This window comes from Pseudomonas sp. RIT-PI-AD (genome assembly GCF_025642785.1).
In the GTDB taxonomy this organism is placed as follows: domain Bacteria; phylum Pseudomonadota; class Gammaproteobacteria; order Pseudomonadales; family Pseudomonadaceae; genus Pseudomonas_T.
Genome location: NZ_JANZKU010000001.1, coordinates 51,629 through 69,139, shown reverse-complemented (window position 1 = coordinate 69,139; position 17,511 = coordinate 51,629). Strand labels below are relative to the sequence as shown.

The window sequence follows — 17,511 nt, the reverse complement described above, 5'->3', positions numbered from 1 at the left end:
AAGAGCGGCTTTCACCGCCAAGCGCCTTTTCGTACGGGGCTCAGCAGCCGTCTTGCAATTAATCCATCGAATGCTTCTGCGCCCATCCGTACCCCCCAAAGGAGCCAGTAGCGTCGTTCGCACTTCTAACCGGTGTGCTCGCCCAACGACGGCTCGCTTACCAATCATCCTCGCTCTTTTCCGGCGGTGGCGTGAAAGGCTTTAACTCGTACTGAATACCGTGACGGGCGCAATCTTTCAGCGTGCCCTCCACATCGCGGCGCAGGTAGGTGGACATGCCCATCTGGTCTTCGCGATCGACGACGTTGTGCTCGAGATCGATCCCTTTAGTCATCATGAGATCACTAGCTCCGTCGCCATACTCGTCAGGAGGTGTGTGACGGCCTGACCATATTTTCAAGCTGGACTCTTCCTTCCAAGACACAACCGCTTCAATGGACTTGTCAGGCCAGCGATAACCCACTAGGCAGAAATTATTGGTCTGAGCGTTCTTATCTAAATTTGCGACCCAATACATGAGATCGAACTGGAAATTCCTGTATTGCCGTAGGTGCGTTAAATCCGCATGTTCCACTTGCCCCTGAAGAATCGAATGCTCGAAGCTCTCGCTTGCCAGCGCCGAATGGGTTATCAGCGCCATCAGCGCGAATAACCATACACCTTTAATCCTGTTCAACATCGAATACGTGTCCAGAATGGCATTTCGTGCATGATGAGAAAACGCTACAGGCGCCAGCTGAATATCATCAGCATAAGCGACTTCGCTTACACTCAGCCACTCCATAACAAACTACCAGTCATCCTCACCTTTCGGGAGCGGTGGGGTAAAAGGCTTTAACTCATACTGAATGCCATGTTGGGCACAGTCCTTCAGCGTACCCTCTACATTGGCCCGCAGGTAGGTTGACGTGGCCATCGGGTCTTGACGCTCAACCACATCTTTTTTCAGATCAATACTAGGAGAAGAAATAAGGCTGGATGCATAATCGCCATATTCCTCAGGGATAACGCTTCTGCCTGACCACATAAAAATGAGACTCTTCTCCTCCCAATAGACCATCGCTTTTACTTCGTCGTCTGGCCATTTATAACCCAAAAGGCAAAAATGATTGGGCTCTAGATTTTTATTGAGAGCAGCTGCTAAATACATGAGGTCATATTCAAAATTAGAAAATTGTTCTTTTTCAACAATACTGACGCGTTCGACCTGGCCTGAAAAAATCGAATACTCAAACTCCTTCGATTTCGAGAAAGCTGAAAACGGCATGAAAACTGTAACCAAGACCACCAGGAAAACTCTCATTTCACACCGTTTGCATTCAACACTTCATCACGCAGCGTATTGAATTGCTGCCCTCCGATTTTCGCAGCGGGAACGAATGAGCCGCCTGCGGGTTCAGAACCGGCTGTTCGCCACCCATAAACTCTTCCGGCAATTTTTGGCGCTCTTCCGTACGCTACATCCAATGCCTGCTGCACATGCTTTCGATATACCGAAAACTTAAGATTGCTCCCATCATTCGAGTACCGCACAGCGTCACTTATATTTCTTGCTTGCAGCTCATCCAATTTTGGATACAGCCCAAATCCTTTAAACTGGCCTCCTGCAGTCACAATACCTACCACAGTGCGGGAAGCAGGATTCCCGAAGATTCGATAGTTTTGAAAAGCAACTCGGTTTTCAATGGTCAATCTCATGTACTGCATCGTCTGCAAGTTTTCTTCTTCACCAGGATAGTTAATAGAGATAGGTTGAATGCATTCCGCGAGTAAAAGCCTCGCCAGCAACCCCTCATCCGTATTCTCCGGCGGCAGCATCAGCGGCTCCAGCACGTTGATCTTCAGTTCCAATGGCATGCGGTCCCCGGAGGTCTTTTCGTAGACGGTGATCCGAGCACCCTGGCAAACCATATTGGCCTTGAAGCGGATCGTCTGCTCCAGGAAGCGATCATCGGCCTTTTGTTGGACGTCCACGCAGGGGCTGTCACTCTTGATCGCGTAGTGTTTCTTGTCCGGGCCCAGCCCGACCAGTTTCACGATGAGGTTATTGCCGACCACCAGGGTGACCTGCCCCGGTACGGTCTGCCCCTCACGGGTATTGCGCTTGAAGACCAGCATAATGAGTACTCGAAGAACCGATGTCCGATCATAGAACGAAGCAGAAGGACGAAAGGCCGCCGGATGCAGACACTGTGGAAGCATCCACAGAATCGCCGCCGCTCACTGCGGCACTTCCACCCGTACCTGGATCGCATCGTGGCGCCAGAACTCCAGGTCGCAGTCGATCAGGCGATCGTGCTGGTCGCGATTGAGCCGGACGATGCGCAGCGCCGGGCTGCCGGGCGTCACCCGCAGGGCTGCGGCGGCTTCGGGATGCAGGGCGGTGGGGACCATGTCGAACCGTACGCGCCCGTAGTGGATGCGGTACTCGCGGGCATACAGCTCGGTGAGCGAGCGGGTCAGGTCGAACCCGAGGATGCCGGGGAAATAGAGCGGGTTGAGGTAGTGCTCGACGTACAGCACCAGGCGCCCGTCGATCCGCCGAGCCCGACGGATCTGGATCACCGCGGATAGCGCGGGCAATTCCAGCAGTTCGCAGATTTCCACCGGGGCCGGCAGCAGCCTGGCGCCGATCACCTCCGTCGCCGGCACCCGGCCCTGCTCACCGACCATCGCGTGGAAGTGGCTGCGCACCAGTGGGTTGTAGTCCACCCGCGGCGGCGAGACGAACCAGCCACGGCGCTCCTCGCGATAGATCAGTCCCTGTGCTTCCAACTGACCCAAGGCTTCGCGCAGGGTGATACGCGTGGTATCGAACAGTTCGCTGAGCTTGCGCTCGGCGGGCAGCTTGCCCCCCAGGGGCAGCAAGCCGTGCTCGATCTGCCGCTGCAAGGCCCGGCAGATCGCGGTGACGGTGCGGGGTGCGTCGTCGCGCATCGAAACACTCCATTCTGGAATAGACCAGCACCACAAAAGCGCGAGGCGGCCCTGGTTCGACCGATCCTAAAGCGCCTGGATGACTGCGGGATGACAGGCTCGGGGCCATGCAGGGGCTATGCCGGGCTTTCCCGAAGCCCGCGATCCGCGCCGGGGACGATGGTCTACGCTTGTCTGCGCGGCGCGCTCGCCCGCCGCGATAGACCTCGCCCTGCCACGAAAACGTCATTAAACAGCCCTAGATTGGCCTGGCTCTTGCTGATCTAGACCAATCCTCACCGCTAAGGAGCTTCATATGAAACGCCTGCTGCTGGCTTCACTGTTGGGAACCGCCATCGCCTTGGGGACCCAGGCCATGGCCGATGAAGGGGATATCAAGGCGCTGGAACAGGCCGCTCGCGCGGAAGGCGCGGTAAACAGCGTCGGCATGCCGGATAGCTGGGCGAACTGGAAAGACACCTGGGCCGACCTGGAAAAGCACTACGGCCTCAAGCACATGGACACCGACATGAGCTCGGCGCAGGAAATCGCCAAGTTCGCTGCGGAGAAGGACAACGCCAGCGCCGACATCGGCGACGTCGGCGCCGCCTTCGGCCCCATCGCCACGCAGCAGGGCGTCACCCAGGCCTACAAGCCGAGCACCTGGGAACAGGTCCCGGAATGGGCCAAGGACAAGGACGGCCACTGGCTGCTGGCCTACACCGGCTCCATCGCCTTCATCATCAACAAGCAACTGGTGAAAGAGCCGCCGAAAACCTGGGGGGACCTGAAGACCGGCACCTACAAGGTCGCCATCGGCGACGTCAGCTCGGCGGCCCAGGCGGTCAACGGGGTACTCGCCGCGGCGCTGGCCAATGGCGGCGACGAGAAGAACATCAAGCCGGGCCTCGAACTCTTCGCCGGCCTGGCCAAGCAGGGCCGCCTGTCGCTGTCCAACCCGACCATCCAGACCCTGGAAAAGGGCGAGGTGGAAGTGGGCATCGTCTGGGATTTCAACGGACTCAGCTATCGCGACCAGATCGACCCGGCACGCTTCGACGTGCTGATCCCCGCCGACGGTTCGGTGATCTCCGGCTACAGCACGTTAATCAACAAATACGCCAAGCACCCGAACGCGGCCAAGCTGGCGCGCGAATACATCCTCAGCGATGCCGGCCAGATCAACCTGGCGCGGGGCTATGCACGACCGATCCGGGCCGAGCACCTCAGCCTGCCGGACGACGTGAAGGCCAAGCTGCTGCCAGCCGAACAGTACGCCAAGGTGACGCCGATCAAGGACGCCAAAGCCTGGGAGGAAACCTCCAAGCGCTTGCCGCGCCTCTGGCAGGAACACGTCATCATCAACATGCAGTAACGGCGGCACGATGAAACGCACCGTCATCCTGATCGTGTTGGATGGCCTGAACCACGAGGTGGCCCGGCACGCGCTGGGCCACCTGCAGGCCTACTGCGCCGCCGGGCGCGGCGCGCTGTACAAGCTCGACTGCGAGCTGCCGGCGTTATCCCGCCCGCTCTACGAATGCATCCTCACCGGGGTCGCGCCCCTCGACAGCGGCATCGTCAACAATGGCGTATCCCGCCCCTCAAACCAACGCAGCGTGTTCCACTACGCCCGTGCCGCCGGCCTGAGCACCGCGGCGGCGGCCTATCACTGGGTCAGCGAGCTGTACAATCGCTCGCCCTTCGTCGCCGCCCGCGACCGGCATACCGAAGCCCCCGACCTGCCGATCCAGCACGGGCATTTCTACTACGCCGACCACTACCCGGACTCGCACCTGTTCGCCGATGCGGAGAGCCTGCGCCTGCGGTACCGGCCGGACTTCCTCCTGGTGCATCCGATGAACATCGATGATGCCGGCCACCGCCATGGCCTGGACTCGCCGCATTACCGCAATGCCGCGCGGCAGGCCGACATCCTCCTGGCGGATTACCTGCAAGGCTGGCTGGAGGCCGGTTATCAGGTGATGGTCACCGCCGACCACGGCATGAACACCGACCGCAGCCATAACGGCCTGCTCAACGAGGAGCGCGAAGTGCCGCTGTTCGTACTGGGCGATGCCTTCAGCCTGGACGGTTACGCCCAGCCGAAGCAGACCGAACTCTGCGGTACGCTCTGCGAGCTGCTCGGCGTTCCCCACGACAAACCCTTCTGCCGGGAGTTGCTCGCATGAGGCGATCACGCAGCAAATGGCTGGCGCTGCTCTGCCTGGTGCCTTTCGCCGTGGTCTTCACGGTCTTCCAGATCGCCCCGCTGGGCTGGGTGATGCTGCACAGCCTGAACGGGGCGGACGGCTGGGGGCTGGGCAACTTCCGCGAAATAGCCGACTCGCCGTTCTACCTGCAGGCCATCGAGCACAGCCTGCAGATCGCCTTCTGGTCGAGCCTGATCGGCATCCTGGTGGCGGTTCTCGGCAGCTACTCGCTGCGCCGGGTCGACTCGAAGCTGCGCGACTTCGTCATGGCCTTCTCGACCATGACCAGCAATTTCGCCGGCGTACCGCTCGCCTTCGCCTTCATCATCCTGCTGGGGTTCAACGGCACCCTGACCCTGCTGCTCAAGCAGAGCGGCCTCATCGACGACTTCAACCTGTACTCCAAGACCGGGCTGATCGTGCTCTACACCTATTTCCAGATTCCCCTGGGCGTGCTCTTGCTGTACCCGGCGTTCGACGCCCTGCGCGAGGATTGGCGCGAGTCGGCCGCGCTGCTCGGCGCCGGCTCCTGGCAGTTCTGGCGCTACATCGGCCTGCCGGTGCTGACACCGGCGCTGCTCGGCACCTTCGTCATCCTGCTGGCCAACGCCCTGGGCGCCTACGCCACCGTCTACGCCCTCACCACCGGCAACTTCAACGTACTGCCGATCCGCATCGCGGCGATGGTCGCCGGCGACATCTTCCTCGAGCCGAACATGGCCAGCGCCCTGGCGATGGTATTGGTCGGCCTGATGCTGGTGATCACCGCGGCGCACCAGTGGCTGTTGAGGAGGAGCTACCATGTCGCGCGCTGACAGTGCCCCCGCCAGCCTCTATCACCGCGTGGTGGTCTACGGCCTGTTCGTCGTCCTGTTGCTGCCGCTGGCCGGAACCCTGCTGTATTCGCTGGCGACCAGCTGGTCGGCGACGATCCTGCCGGATGGCCTGACGATCAAGTGGTACCTGGCGTTGTGGAGCGACAGCCGCTTCCTCTATGCGTTCGGCCAGTCGCTGCTGGTCTGCTTCGGCGCCCTGGCCCTGGCGACGCTGCTGATCCTGCCGTTGCTGTTCGTGGTGCACTACCACTTCCCGAAACTCGACGGGCTGATGAACGTGCTCATCCTGCTGCCCTTCGCCGTGCCGCCGGTGGTGTCCTCGGTGGGGCTATTGCAGTTGTACGGTTCGGGTCCACTGGCGATGGTGGGCACGCCCTGGATCCTGATCGGCTGCTACTTCACCGTGGCGCTGCCCTTCATGTACCGGGCGATCACCAACAATTTGCAGGCGCTCAACCTGCGCGACCTGATGGATGCTGCGCACCTGCTCGGCGCCAGCACTTGGAAGGCCGCGCTGCTGGTGGTCCTGCCGAACCTGCGCAAGGGCCTGATGGTCTCGCTGTTCCTGTCGTTCTCCTTCCTGTTCGGCGAGTTCGTCTTCGCCAACCTGTTGGTCGGCAGCCGCTACGAAACCCTGCAGGTCTATCTGAACAACATGCGCAACAGCAGTGGCCACTTCAACAGCGCCCTGGTGATCTCCTATTTCTTCTTCGTATTGGTGTTCACCTGGGCAGCCAATCGCCTGAACAAGGACAAGACATGAGCTACCTGAGCATCCAGGGCCTGCACAAACGCTATGGCGATACGGCGATCTTCAGCGACATCGATTGCGAGATCGCCCAAGGCGAGTTCGTCACCCTGCTCGGCCCTTCCGGGTGCGGCAAATCCACCCTGCTGCGCTGCATCGCCGGCCTCACCGAGGTCAATGGCGGGCGCATCCTGCTGGACGGCCAGGACCTGGTACCGCTGACGCCGCAGAAACGCGACATCGGCATGGTGTTCCAGAGCTACGCACTGTTCCCCAACATGACGGTGCAACAGAACGTTGCCTTCGGCCTGCGCATGCAAAAGGTCGCCGCCGACGAAAGCGCCCGCCGCGTGCGCGAGGTGCTGGCCATGGTCGAACTCGGCGACCTCGCCGAACGCTACCCGCACCAGCTTTCCGGCGGCCAGTGCCAGCGGGTGGCGCTGGCCCGTTCGCTGGTCACCCGACCGCGCCTGCTGCTGCTCGACGAGCCGCTGTCGGCGCTGGACGCGCGCATCCGCAAGCACCTGCGCGAACAGATCCGCCGGATTCAGCAGGAACTGGGCCTGACCACCCTCTTCGTCACCCACGACCAGGAAGAGGCGCTGACCCTGTCGGACCGCATTTTCCTGATGAACGCCGGGCGGATCGTCCAGAGCGGCGACGCGGAAACCCTCTACACCGCCCCGGTGGACGCCTTCGCCGCCGGCTTCATCGGCAACTACAACCTGCTCGATGCGGACGCCGCCAGTCGCCTGCTGATGCGCCCGGTGCACAGCCGCATCGCCATCCGCCCGGAAGCCATCGGCCTCGGCCAGGAAGGCGGCATCGAGGCGGAAATCCGCGGCCATAGCCTGCTCGGCAACGTCATCCGCTACCGCGTGGAAGCCCGTGGCGTCGAATTGCTGGTGGACGTGCTGAACCGCTCGGAGGGCGACCTGCACGGCAAGGGCCAACGCCTGCGCTTGAACATCGATACCGCCGCCATCCGCGAGGTGGCGTGATGCCCCTGGCGATCTTCGATCTCGACGAGACCCTGATCCATGGCGACTGCGCCAGCCTCTGGAGCCGACACATGGCACACCTGGGCTGGGTCGACGCGGACAGCTTCGTGCGGCGCGACGCCGAGCTTATGGCCCTGTATGGCGAGGGCAAGCTGGACATGCAGGACTACATGAACTTCAGCCTGTCGCCACTGGTGGGCCGCTCCCGCGAGGAAGTGGCCTTCGTCGTGGAGCCCTTCGTCGAGGACGTCGTCGAGCCGCTGTTCTACAGCGACGCCAGCCGCTGCCTGGCGACCCACCGGATGGCCGGCGACCGCATCCTGCTGATATCCGCCTCGGCGCATTTCCTGGTCGGCGCCATCGCCGCCCGACTGGGCATCGACGACGTCATCGCCATCGAACTGGAAGAACGCGACGGCTATTACAGCGGCGCCACCCGCGGCGTGCTCAGCTACCGCGAGGGCAAGGTCGTGCGCCTGATGGAATGGCTGCGCGAGCAGGGCGAAACCCTGGAAGGGGCCTGCTTCTATTCCGACTCCTGCAACGACCTGCCGCTGCTGCAACGGGTCGACCATCCCTACGCGGTCAACCCGGACCCGGCCCTGCGCGCCCATGCGCGGGCCGTCGGCTGGCCGATCCTCGACTGGCGCTGAAGCGGCTCGCCCAGCGCCGGATACCCGCGGCACCGGCGCGGTCAGGTCCGCCGGGCGCTATAGTCGGCGGTCGCTGTCAGCCCGAGAATCCGCTTTGGACGTTTTGATGGGCCTACTCGCCGCGATGTGCTGGGGGATCACCGATTTTCTCGCCGGTTTCAACGCCCGCGCCGTAGGGGTGAGAAAGGCGGTGTTCTTCGGCCAGGCGCTGGGCTTCCTGATCGTCAGCCTGATCCTGACGGTGTTTCCCTCGATCGTGCGGGGTGCCATGGCGGCGCCTTGGAGCTCATGGGGCAGCGCCCTGCTCGCCGCGCTTTTCACGGTGTCCGGCACCCTCGCCCTGTCCAGGGCCTTCTCGGTCGGCCAGGCGGCCATCGTCGCACCCGTGGTGACCGCCTACGGGGCGGTGACGGCGCTGCTGTCCTGGTTATCGGGCGAGCGCCTGGGCACATTGCAATGGCCGGGGCTGGGCGCCTGCCTGCTCGGCGTGGCACTCACCGCCGTGACTTTCGGCGAGCGACCGCCGAAAAGCCATGCGCCGCGACAGGCCCTGGGCTTCGCGGTCCTCGCGGCGCTGCTCTACGGATGCGGCTTCTGGTTGCAAGGGCGGTACGCGTTGCCGGCGCTGGGCGTCGTGCCGGTGCTATGGCTGGGCTATGCGGTCGGATTGTCGTCGCTGACCGGCGCCCTGCTCAGGAGGCCGGGCCAGTTCAGCCGGCCGCCGTTGAAGCACCTCGGCTCCCTGTTGGGCGCGAGCCTGATGAACCTCAGCGCGTTCTCCGCGTTTTCGGTGGGCGCCCTGCAGGGCTCGGTGGCCGTGGTGACCGTGCTCAGCACCCTGTCCGGCGGCATCGCCGCGATCCTCGGCGTGCTGCTGTTCAAGGAACGCCTGAACCCGGTGCAATGGGGCGGCGTCGGTACGGTGATCCTCGGGGCGCTGATCCTGCACCTGCACTAGCCAGAATCGCGAGCGGACGACTTCCGCGGAGCCGAGGCTCTCCGCAGGCGGTGGCGCCGCCCGCTCCCGGGAAGACAACCCTCGACCGCGCTCAGGACGCGCGTTCGGCGCGCAAAGCCTCGTAGGCCGGCGCAGCGAGGATACCCACTTCCACGCTCAAGGCGAGCATCCGCGGCAGGTCGCAGGTGTAGACCAGCACGCACTGCAGGGCGTCATCCAGGGGTTCGCTGAAATTCACCAGCACGTAGCCGCCTTTCTCCGGGTAGAGGCTGCTCATCTGCACCTGGATGCTGTTGAGCGCCTTCAGCGGTTCGACCTTGGCGAGTTGCCGGGGCTTGATGGTGAAGGCGACCTCCGGGCCAAAGGAGGCGACGATGCCCTGGAACAGCTCGTCGTAGCGATCCGCCTGGAACAGCACGGTATCCGGCAGGCTGCCGACCACCACCCACTCGCCCAAGGGAATCGGGAAACTGTCGTCGTAATTGATGTCGGGGTTGGCCGCCAGGAAGGCGTCGGGATCGGCGTAGGCCTGGGCGGCTTCGGCGGCGATGCGCGCGATTTCCGCTTCGCCCATGCAACCCGAGCTGAGAAGAGTGATGAGTTCAACGAGCGACTGTTCCACGGCAGGCATCCAGAATGAGGCGAAAAGCCAAGGATACCGGCTGGCGCTGGCCCGCGCGATGCCAGGGCTGGCATCGCGCGGAAGAGGGGAAGGCACAGGGCCCTCCCCCGGCCGTCAGACCGAGCGGATCAGGTGGTCGAAAGCACTGAGCGACGCCTTGGCCCCTTCGCCGACCGCGATGACGATCTGCTTGTAGGGCACGGTGGTCACGTCGCCGGCAGCGAAGATCCCCGGCAGCGAAGTCTCGCCACGCGCGTCGACGATGATTTCGCCACGGGGCGACAGCTCTACCGAGCCTTTCAGCCAGTCGGAGTTCGGCAGCAGGCCGATCTGCACGAAGATGCCTTCCAGTTCCAGGGACACGAACTCATTGGAGTTGCGATCCTTGTAGACCAGGCCGGTGACCTTCTGGCCGTCGCCCTTCACTTCACTGGTCAGGGCGCTGGTGATCACGGTCACGTTGGGCAGGCTGTAGAGCTTCTTCTGCAATACGGCATCGGCGCGCAGCTTGCTGTCGAACTCCAGCAGGGTGACCTGGGAGACGATGCCGGCCAGGTCGATGGCCGCCTCGACGCCGGAGTTGCCGCCGCCGATCACCGCCACGCGCTTGCCCTTGAACAGCGGACCGTCGCAGTGCGGGCAATAGGCCACGCCCTTGTTGCGGTACTCCTGCTCGCCGGGGACGTTCATCTCCCTCCAGCGCGCGCCGGTGGACAGAATGACGGTCTTCGCCTTGAGGCTGGCGCCGCTCTCGAACTTCACTTCGTGCAAGCCGCCCTCGGCGCTCGCCGGGATCAGCGCGCTGGCCCGCTGCAGGTTCATGATGTCGACCTCGTACTGACGGACGTGCTCTTCCAGCGCGCGCGCCAGTTTCGGCCCTTCGGTCTCCTGCACGGAAATGAAGTTCTCGATGGCCATGGTGTCCAGCACCTGGCCGCCGAAGCGTTCGGCGGCGACACCGGTACGAATGCCCTTGCGCGCGGCGTAGATCGCCGCTGCGGCGCCGGCCGGGCCGCCGCCGATGACCAGGACGTCGAAGGCCTCCTTCGCATTGAGCTTCTCGGCATCGCGGGCCGAGGCGCCGGTGTCGATCTTGGCGAGGATCTGCTCGGCGTCCATACGGCCCTGGCCGAACAGTTCGCCGTTCAGGTAAATGCTCGGCACGGACATGATCTGGCGGTCGCTGACCTCTTCCTGGAACAGCGCGCCGTCGATGGCGACGTGGCGGATGTTCGGGTTGAGCACGGCCATCAGGTTCAGTGCCTGGACCACGTCCGGGCAGTTCTGGCAGGACAGGGAGAAGTAGGTCTCGAAGTTGAATTCGCCTTCGAGGTTCTTGATCTGCTCGAGGGTCTCGGCGCTGGCCTTCGACGGATGGCCGCCGACTTGCAACAGGGCCAGGACCAGCGAGGTGAATTCGTGGCCCATGGGAATGCCGGCGAAGCGCAGGCTGATGGTCCCATTGGGACGGTTGAGCGCGAAAGATGGCTTGCGTGCATCGTCGCCATCGGTCTTCAGGGTGATCTTGTCGGTCAGGCCGACGATGTCTTGCAACAACCCGAGCAGTTCGCGGGATTTGTCGCTGTCATCGAGGGACGCGACGATCTCGAACGGCTGGGTGACCTTTTCCAGGTAGGCCTTCAACTGGTTTTTCAGATTGGCGTCCAACATGAGCGCGTTTCCTGTGAATGACGGGCAAAGAGAACCCTCGGCGGATGGAAGCCATCCGCCCTACAGGGGACTGGGAGTCGGTGTAGGGCGGACGACCGGAAGGCCGTCCGCCGAGAGCGGGTCGCTTAGATCTTGCCGACCAGGTCGAGGGACGGAGCCAGGGTGGCTTCGCCTTCTTTCCACTTGGCCGGGCAGACTTCGCCCGGGTGGGAAGCGACGTACTGGGCGGCTTTCACCTTGCGCAGCAGGTCGGACGCGTCGCGGCCGATGCCTTCAGCGGTGATTTCGACGGCCTGGATCACACCTTCGGGATCGATCACGAAGGTGCCACGGTCGGCCAGGCCCTGGGTTTCGCGCATGACTTCGAAGTTACGCGAGATCACGCCGGTCGGGTCGCCGATCATGGTGTACTGGATCTTGCCGATGGTTTCCGAGCTGTCGTGCCAGGCTTTATGGGTGAAGTGGGTGTCGGTGGACACCGAGTAGATCTCGACGCCCAGCTTTTGGAATTCCGCGTAGTGATCAGCGACATCGCCCAGTTCGGTGGGGCATACGAAGGTGAAGTCGGCCGGGTAGAAGAAGAAGACCGACCACTTGCCTTTCAGATCGGCTTCGCTGACTTCGATGAACTTGCCACCTTTGAATGCCTGTGCCTTGAACGGTTTGATTTCGGTGTTGATCAGGGACATTGCTGACTCCTTGGGGTTGAATAGGGTGTGTATCGACCTGGGAGCAATCTTAGGCGCAAGTGCGGCAAAAACCTTATTGGTTAAAGCCATGGCTACGATTGCTTCACTAAATCGTCCCGGAAAGTCCCGGGACACTAAGGGCCCGCCTGCCCCGCGAACGCCCTGGAGGGCGCCCGCGGCGAGCCTGAGGTCGTTTCAGGCCGGTGGTTCTTCGAGCAGCAGGGCGATCTTTCCGGAGATCCGGTTGCTCGCCAGCGCGGCAAATGCCTCTTCCGCCTCAGCCATGGCGAAGCTGCGCTCGAGCTGCGGCTTCAGGCGACCTTCGGCGAACAGCGGCCACACTTGGGCCCCCAGGTCCGCGAGCAGTTCCGCCTTGAAGGAATCGTCGCGGTTGCGCAGGGTGGAGCCGGTCAACTGGATGCGCTTGCCCAGCAGCTTGGCCATATCCAGGCGCGCCTCGCGGCCGCCCATCAGACCGATGTTCACCCAGCGCCCGTCCCGTGCCAGCAGATCCAGGTTCAACTCCGCGTACGGCCCGCCGACCGGATCGAGGATCACGTCGAACGGCCCGAGCTCGCGCAGGTCCTGGAGATTCTGGTCGCGGATCACCCCGCCCTGGGCACCTAGGGAAACGCAGTAGTCCAGGCGCTCGGCCGAACCGACGCTCACCCAGCAGGGATTGCCGAAGGCCTTGCAGAGCTGGATCGCCGCCGAGCCGACGCCGCTGGCGCCCGCGTGCAGGAGCACCTTTTCTCCCGGCTGCATGCGCGCCAGTTGGAACAGGTTCAGCCACGCGGTGGCATAGACCTCGGGCAACACCGCGGCCTCCACCAGGGAGAGCCCTTTCGGGATCGGCAGCGCGTGTCGCGCGTCCACCACCACCTCCTCGGCCATGCCGCCGCCGGCCAGCAGGCAACACACCCGATCGCCCACTTTCCATTGGCTGCCGGCACCGGTTTCGCTGACCACGCCCGCGCACTCCAACCCGAGGATATCGCTGGCGCCCGGCGGCGGCGGGTACTGCCCTGCCCTCTGCAAAAGATCGGCGCGGTTCAGCCCGGCGGCCGCCACACGCACCCGAATCTGCCCGACATCACAGGCCGTAACGGCCCGCTCATCCCATTCCACGCGTCCTTCGACGCCTTGCAATGCCTTCACGCTGCCTCCATAGTGGTTTGACCTAGCCCGGCATCGACGCCGGGCTTTCGCATTGCGCCGACGGAACCCGGCGCCTCCAATGACGGCCTAATATGCGTTATCACCTGTCCCGACGTCGAATCAGCATGAAGCGCTTCCTTCCCAGCACCGCCCTCGCCTTGATCCTCGGCCTCAGCGCATTGCCGCTGCAAGCCAGGACGTCACCCCAGCATAGCTGGGACGCGCTACAGCCCGATCGTGAGCAGGTGGTCGCCAGCCTGAACGTGGTGGAACTGCTCAAGCGCCATCATTACAACAAGCCGCCGCTGAACGACGAACGTTCGGTGAAGATCTACGAAGGCTATCTCAAGCTGCTCGATCCGGCGCGCATGTACTTCACCGCCGCGGACATCGCCGAATTCGACAAGTGGCGCTACAAGTTCGACGACTTCCTCAAGAATGGCGACCTGGACCCGGGTTTCACCATCTATAAGCGTCACCTGGACCGTCTCAAAGATCGGCTCGATTTCGCCCTCGCGCAGCTTGACAAGGGCGTCGACAATTTCGACTTCACCGTCGACGAGAGCATGGAGATCGACCGCGAGAAGGCGCCCTGGGTGAAAGACCAGGCCGCCCTCGACGACCTCTGGCGCAAGAAGGTCAAGGACGAGGTGCTGCGGCTGAAGATCGCCGGCAAGGAACCCAAGGCCATCCAGGAATTGCTGGTCAAGCGCTACAAGAGCCAGTACGCGCGTCTCGAGCAGACCCGCGGCGAAGACATTTTCCAGGCCTACATCAATGCCTTCGCCCAGACCTACGATCCCCACACCAACTACCTCTCCCCCGACAACGCCGAAAACTTCGACATCAACATGAGCCTTTCCCTGGAAGGGATCGGCGCGGTGCTGCAGAGCGACAACGACTACGTCAAGGTGGTGCGCCTGGTTCCGGCCGGCCCCGCGGAGAAGAGCAAGCAGGTCGTGCCGTCCGACAAGATCGTCGGCGTCGCCCAGGGCAGCGGCGAGATGGTCGACGTGATCGGTTGGCGCCTGGACGAGGTGGTCAAGCTCATCCGCGGGCCCAAGGGTTCGCAGGTGCGCCTGGAAGTGATCCCGGCCAGCAACGCGCCGAACGACGACTCCAGCAAGATCGTCTCGATCACCCGCGAAGCGGTGAAGCTGGAAGAACAGGCGGCGAAGAAATCGGTGATTTCGCTGAACCACGATGGCCACGACTACAAACTGGGCATCATCGAGGTACCGGCGTTCTACCTGGACTTCAAGGCGTTCCGCGCCGGCGATCCCGAATACAAAAGCACGACCCGCGACGTGAAACGCCTGCTCAGCGAGTTGCAGAAGGAAAATGTCGACGGTGTCTTGATGGACCTGCGTAACAACGGCGGCGGCTCGTTGCAGGAAGCCACCGAACTGACCGGCTTGTTCATCGACCAGGGCCCCACGGTGCTGGTGCGCAACAGCGACGGCCGTGTCGACGTGCTCGCCGACGACGAGGGCGGCGCCTTTTACAAAGGGCCGATGGCCGTGCTGGTCAACCGCCTCTCGGCGTCCGCCTCGGAGATCTTCGCCGGCGCCATGCAGGACTATCACCGCGCGCTGATCCTGGGTGGCCAGACTTTCGGCAAGGGTACGGTGCAAACCATCCAGCCGCTGAACCACGGCGAACTGAAGCTGACGCTGGCCAAGTTCTATCGCGTATCCGGCCAGAGCACCCAGCATCAGGGCGTGATCCCGGACATCGAGTATCCGGCGACGGTGGATACCAAGGAAATCGGCGAGAGCGCACTGCCCGAAGCCATGCCCTGGGACAGCATCCGTCCGGCGATCAAGCCGACGATCGACCCGTTCAAGCCGTTCCTCGACCAATTGAAGGCGCGTCACGATGCACGCACCCAGAGCGATCCCGAGTTCGTGTTCAGTCGCGACCGCCTGGCTCTGGCGCAGAAGCTCATGCACGAGACCAGCGTCAGCCTCAACGAGGCGAAGCGCCGTGCCCAGCAGAGCGATATCGAATCGCAACAGCTGGCCATGGAAAACGCCCGGCGCAAGGGCAAGGGCGAGCCGCCGCTCAAGGAGCTGAAGAAAGAGGACGAGGACGCCCTGCCGGTCGAGGAAGAAAAAACCAAGCCGCAGGACGATGCCTACCTCACCGAGAGCGGCCAGGTGTTGCTGGACTTCGTCAGCCTCAATTCGGCGGTCGCCAAGCACTGAGGCGTCATCGAAACGTCACGCGATTGTCGTGAAATGCGAAGGGCCGCCGATGCGGCCCTTCTCTTTTCCAGCCTCCGCGAGAGCCGTCATGACCGTCACCGAGCAGTTGAGCGCGTTGGACCAGATCCTCGCTCACGGGGACCTCACCAGTCTGTTCCAACCCATAGTGTCCCTGTCCGAGCGCAGTATCCTCGGCTACGAGGCACTGATCCGCGGGCCTTCCAACAGTCCGCTGCATTCGCCCATGACGTTGTTCGCCGCGGCCCGCCACGGGGGCCGCCTCAGCGAACTGGAAATCGCCTGCCGCCGGCGGATATGCGCGAGCTTCCAGGACAAAGCCCTGGAAGGCCGCCTGTTCATCAACGTGTCCCCTGAATCCCTGCTCGACCCCTCCCACCAACCCGGTCGCACCCTGCAACTCCTGCAAGCCTTCGGGATCGCGCCGGACCGGGTGGTGATCGAGCTCACCGAACAGGCGCCGACCGACGATTTCGCGCTGTTGCAGAACGCCCTGCATCACTATCGCGCCATGGGATTCTCCATCGCCCTGGACGATCTCGGCGCCGGCTATTCCAGCCTGCGGCTGTGGTCGGAACTGCGTCCGGACTACGTGAAGATCGACCGCCACTTCATCGACGGCATCCACCAAGATGCGGTGAAACGGGAATTCGTCGGGTCGATCCTGCAGATCGCCAAGACCTCGCGGGCCCAGGTGATCGCCGAGGGCATCGAGTTACCCGAAGAGCTGCGGGTATTGGCCGACATGGGCGTGGACCTGGTGCAGGGTTATCTGCTCGGCCGCCCCCAGGAAAACCCGCCCCAGGACAACCTGGCTTTCCTGCCGTTCCTGGAGCGCGGACGGGAATCCCTGACCGAGGAAATCGCCCATCTCGATGCGCTGCTCAGCCGCCAGGCGGCGGTCGACCAGGAGACGCCCATCGCCGAGGTACTGGAAGCCTTCAGCGCCCAGGCGAACCTCAATTCGCTGGCGGTACTGGATGGAACGGGCCGCCCGGTCGGCATCGTGCATCGGCACGCCCTCTCCGAGACCCTGTTGAAACCCTTCGCCACCGACCTGTTCGCCCGCAAGCCCATTCGCCGGCTGATGAGCGACGACTTCCTCGCGGTGGAACGCAGCCAATCCTTGCAACAGGTCAGCCGCCTCCTCACCAGCCGCGCGCGACAACGCATGGAGGAGGACTTCATCATCGTCCAGGAAGGCGAATACCAAGGCCTCGGGCGAGTGATCGATGTGCTCAAGCTGATCACCGAGACGAAGATCCAGCAAGCCCGCCACGCCAACCCGCTGACCATGCTGCCGGGCAACGTACCTATCCAGCAATGCCTCACCCGGCTGCTGCAACAGAATCGGCCAGCGGCCATTTGCTACGTGGATCTGGACAGCTTCAAGCCCTTCAACGACCTCTATGGCTATGCCAAGGGCGATGAAGTGCTGCTTTGTCTCGCGCAGTGCCTGAGCCAGCGGGTCGACCCGACCCTGGACTTCGTCGGCCACATCGGGGGTGACGACTTCATGTTGGTATTGGGGTCCGCGGACTGGCGTGATCGCCTCAACCGGCTACTGGAAGACTTCCAGAGTCAGTGCCGGCGCTTCTACCTGAACACTCACCTGGACGCCGGATGCTTCGTATCCCACGACCGCCATGGCAAGCGCCAGGAATATCCGCTGCTGTCGCTTTCGGTGGGCGTGGTCAACCTGCATGCCCAGGCCTGCAGTCGGCTCGACGCCAGCCGTCTGGCGGGCCTGGCCTCGGAAGCCAAGCGGCAGGCGAAGGCCATCCCCGGCTACAGCCTGCACGTGATCGAGCTCGACTGAGG

At 63.0% G+C, this 17,511-nt stretch carries 17 protein-coding genes; 9 read left to right on the top strand and 8 right to left on the bottom strand.

Translation table 11 applies throughout. From position 1 onward, the window contains the following. Positions 1–157: 157 nt before the first annotated feature. The 4 genes from OGL92_RS00325 to OGL92_RS00310 form a co-directional block, all read right to left on the bottom strand. On the bottom strand, positions 158–784 hold the full coding sequence (locus tag OGL92_RS00325) for a hypothetical protein (RefSeq protein WP_263138613.1): 627 nt from the start codon (positions 782–784) through the stop codon (positions 158–160). Between the two features lie 6 nt (positions 785–790). After that, positions 791–1,303 (bottom strand): hypothetical protein, encoded by a 513-nt coding sequence (locus OGL92_RS00320; RefSeq protein ID WP_263138607.1) that lies wholly within the window; start codon positions 1,301–1,303, stop codon positions 791–793. Next, on the bottom strand, positions 1,300–2,118 hold the full coding sequence (locus tag OGL92_RS00315) for a hypothetical protein (RefSeq protein ID WP_263138604.1): 819 nt from the start codon (positions 2,116–2,118) through the stop codon (positions 1,300–1,302). Before OGL92_RS00315 ends, OGL92_RS00320 begins: the two co-directional genes overlap by 4 nt. Before the next feature lie 102 nt (positions 2,119–2,220). Then, positions 2,221–2,937 carry a UTRA domain-containing protein gene (locus OGL92_RS00310; RefSeq protein WP_263138601.1) on the bottom strand — a complete coding sequence of 239 codons (717 nt, stop codon included), beginning with the start codon at positions 2,935–2,937 and terminating at the stop codon, positions 2,221–2,223. Between the two features lie 295 nt (positions 2,938–3,232). Between OGL92_RS00310 and OGL92_RS00305 the strand changes: the two genes are divergently transcribed. The 7 genes from OGL92_RS00305 to OGL92_RS00275 all read left to right on the top strand — a co-directional run bounded on the left by OGL92_RS00305 (position 3,233) and on the right by OGL92_RS00275 (position 9,325). After that, entirely contained in the window at positions 3,233–4,291 is a 1,059-nt protein-coding gene (locus OGL92_RS00305) for an ABC transporter substrate-binding protein (RefSeq protein WP_263138598.1), read from the top strand. Between the two features lie 10 nt (positions 4,292–4,301). Next, on the top strand, positions 4,302–5,108 hold the full coding sequence (locus OGL92_RS00300) for an alkaline phosphatase family protein (protein WP_263138596.1): 807 nt from the start codon (positions 4,302–4,304) through the stop codon (positions 5,106–5,108). Beyond that, positions 5,105–5,944 (top strand): ABC transporter permease subunit, encoded by an 840-nt coding sequence (locus OGL92_RS00295; protein ID WP_263138594.1) that lies wholly within the window; start codon positions 5,105–5,107, stop codon positions 5,942–5,944. Before OGL92_RS00300 ends, OGL92_RS00295 begins: the two co-directional genes overlap by 4 nt. Beyond that, the gene (locus OGL92_RS00290) at positions 5,931–6,728 is read left to right on the top strand and encodes an ABC transporter permease subunit (protein ID WP_263138591.1); all 798 of its coding nucleotides are present in this window, start codon (positions 5,931–5,933) and stop codon (positions 6,726–6,728) included. Before OGL92_RS00295 ends, OGL92_RS00290 begins: the two co-directional genes overlap by 14 nt. Then, a complete protein-coding gene (locus OGL92_RS00285; RefSeq protein ID WP_263138586.1) occupies positions 6,725–7,714 on the top strand; it encodes an ABC transporter ATP-binding protein in 990 nt (329 codons plus the stop codon). The genes OGL92_RS00290 and OGL92_RS00285 overlap by 4 nt, the downstream gene beginning before the upstream one ends. Further along, complete coding sequence (locus tag OGL92_RS00280; protein WP_263138581.1) at positions 7,714–8,367, top strand: HAD family phosphatase; 654 nt, start codon at positions 7,714–7,716, stop codon at positions 8,365–8,367. Before OGL92_RS00285 ends, OGL92_RS00280 begins: the two co-directional genes overlap by 1 nt. Positions 8,368–8,473: 106 nt before the next feature. Next, positions 8,474–9,325, top strand: coding sequence for a DMT family transporter (locus tag OGL92_RS00275; RefSeq protein WP_263138580.1), 852 nt, complete (start codon positions 8,474–8,476; stop codon positions 9,323–9,325). A 91-nt stretch (positions 9,326–9,416) separates the two neighbouring features. Here the strand turns inward: OGL92_RS00275 and OGL92_RS00270 are convergent, their stop codons facing one another. From OGL92_RS00270 to OGL92_RS00255, 4 genes are all read right to left on the bottom strand, one after another. Continuing rightward, on the bottom strand, positions 9,417–9,947 hold the full coding sequence (locus OGL92_RS00270) for a hypothetical protein (protein ID WP_263138578.1): 531 nt from the start codon (positions 9,945–9,947) through the stop codon (positions 9,417–9,419). Positions 9,948–10,061: 114 nt separating this feature from the next. Beyond that, complete coding sequence (ahpF, locus tag OGL92_RS00265) at positions 10,062–11,618, bottom strand: alkyl hydroperoxide reductase subunit F (RefSeq protein WP_263138576.1); 1,557 nt, start codon at positions 11,616–11,618, stop codon at positions 10,062–10,064. A gap of 125 nt (positions 11,619–11,743) precedes the next feature. Continuing rightward, positions 11,744–12,307 (bottom strand): alkyl hydroperoxide reductase subunit C, encoded by a 564-nt coding sequence (gene ahpC, locus OGL92_RS00260; protein ID WP_263138575.1) that lies wholly within the window; start codon positions 12,305–12,307, stop codon positions 11,744–11,746. Positions 12,308–12,502: 195 nt separating this feature from the next. Next, entirely contained in the window at positions 12,503–13,465 is a 963-nt protein-coding gene (locus OGL92_RS00255; protein ID WP_263138573.1) for a zinc-binding dehydrogenase, read from the bottom strand. Positions 13,466–13,590: 125 nt separating this feature from the next. On the opposite strand from OGL92_RS00255, the gene OGL92_RS00250 reads away from it, so the two are divergent. Together OGL92_RS00250 and OGL92_RS00245 are read left to right on the top strand one after the other, a co-directional pair. Continuing rightward, the gene (locus tag OGL92_RS00250) at positions 13,591–15,672 is read left to right on the top strand and encodes a carboxy terminal-processing peptidase (protein WP_263138571.1); all 2,082 of its coding nucleotides are present in this window, start codon (positions 13,591–13,593) and stop codon (positions 15,670–15,672) included. Between the two features lie 88 nt (positions 15,673–15,760). After that, the gene (locus OGL92_RS00245) at positions 15,761–17,509 is read left to right on the top strand and encodes a bifunctional diguanylate cyclase/phosphodiesterase (RefSeq protein WP_263138568.1); all 1,749 of its coding nucleotides are present in this window, start codon (positions 15,761–15,763) and stop codon (positions 17,507–17,509) included. Positions 17,510–17,511 lie beyond the last annotated feature (2 nt).

Excerpts from the sequence above, each read along its gene's own strand:
- OGL92_RS00305 (WP_263138598.1), top strand. The coding sequence starts at position 3,233 with ATGAAACGCCTGCTGCTGGCTTCACTGTTGGGAACCGCCATCGCCTTG.
- OGL92_RS00315 (WP_263138604.1), bottom strand. The coding sequence starts at position 2,118 with ATGCTGGTCTTCAAGCGCAATACCCGTGAGGGGCAGACCGTACCGGGG.
- OGL92_RS00320 (WP_263138607.1), bottom strand. The coding sequence starts at position 1,303 with ATGAGAGTTTTCCTGGTGGTCTTGGTTACAGTTTTCATGCCGTTTTCA.
- OGL92_RS00325 (WP_263138613.1), bottom strand. The coding sequence starts at position 784 with ATGGAGTGGCTGAGTGTAAGCGAAGTCGCTTATGCTGATGATATTCAG.
- OGL92_RS00280 (WP_263138581.1), top strand. The coding sequence starts at position 7,714 with ATGCCCCTGGCGATCTTCGATCTCGACGAGACCCTGATCCATGGCGAC.
- OGL92_RS00285 (WP_263138586.1), top strand. The coding sequence starts at position 6,725 with ATGAGCTACCTGAGCATCCAGGGCCTGCACAAACGCTATGGCGATACG.
- OGL92_RS00275 (WP_263138580.1), top strand. The coding sequence starts at position 8,474 with ATGGGCCTACTCGCCGCGATGTGCTGGGGGATCACCGATTTTCTCGCC.
- ahpC (WP_263138575.1), bottom strand. The coding sequence starts at position 12,307 with ATGTCCCTGATCAACACCGAAATCAAACCGTTCAAGGCACAGGCATTC.
- OGL92_RS00295 (WP_263138594.1), top strand. The coding sequence starts at position 5,105 with ATGAGGCGATCACGCAGCAAATGGCTGGCGCTGCTCTGCCTGGTGCCT.
- OGL92_RS00310 (WP_263138601.1), bottom strand. The coding sequence starts at position 2,937 with ATGCGCGACGACGCACCCCGCACCGTCACCGCGATCTGCCGGGCCTTG.
- ahpF (WP_263138576.1), bottom strand. The coding sequence starts at position 11,618 with ATGTTGGACGCCAATCTGAAAAACCAGTTGAAGGCCTACCTGGAAAAG.
- OGL92_RS00290 (WP_263138591.1), top strand. The coding sequence starts at position 5,931 with ATGTCGCGCGCTGACAGTGCCCCCGCCAGCCTCTATCACCGCGTGGTG.
- OGL92_RS00245 (WP_263138568.1), top strand. The coding sequence starts at position 15,761 with ATGACCGTCACCGAGCAGTTGAGCGCGTTGGACCAGATCCTCGCTCAC.
- OGL92_RS00250 (WP_263138571.1), top strand. The coding sequence starts at position 13,591 with ATGAAGCGCTTCCTTCCCAGCACCGCCCTCGCCTTGATCCTCGGCCTC.
- OGL92_RS00300 (WP_263138596.1), top strand. The coding sequence starts at position 4,302 with ATGAAACGCACCGTCATCCTGATCGTGTTGGATGGCCTGAACCACGAG.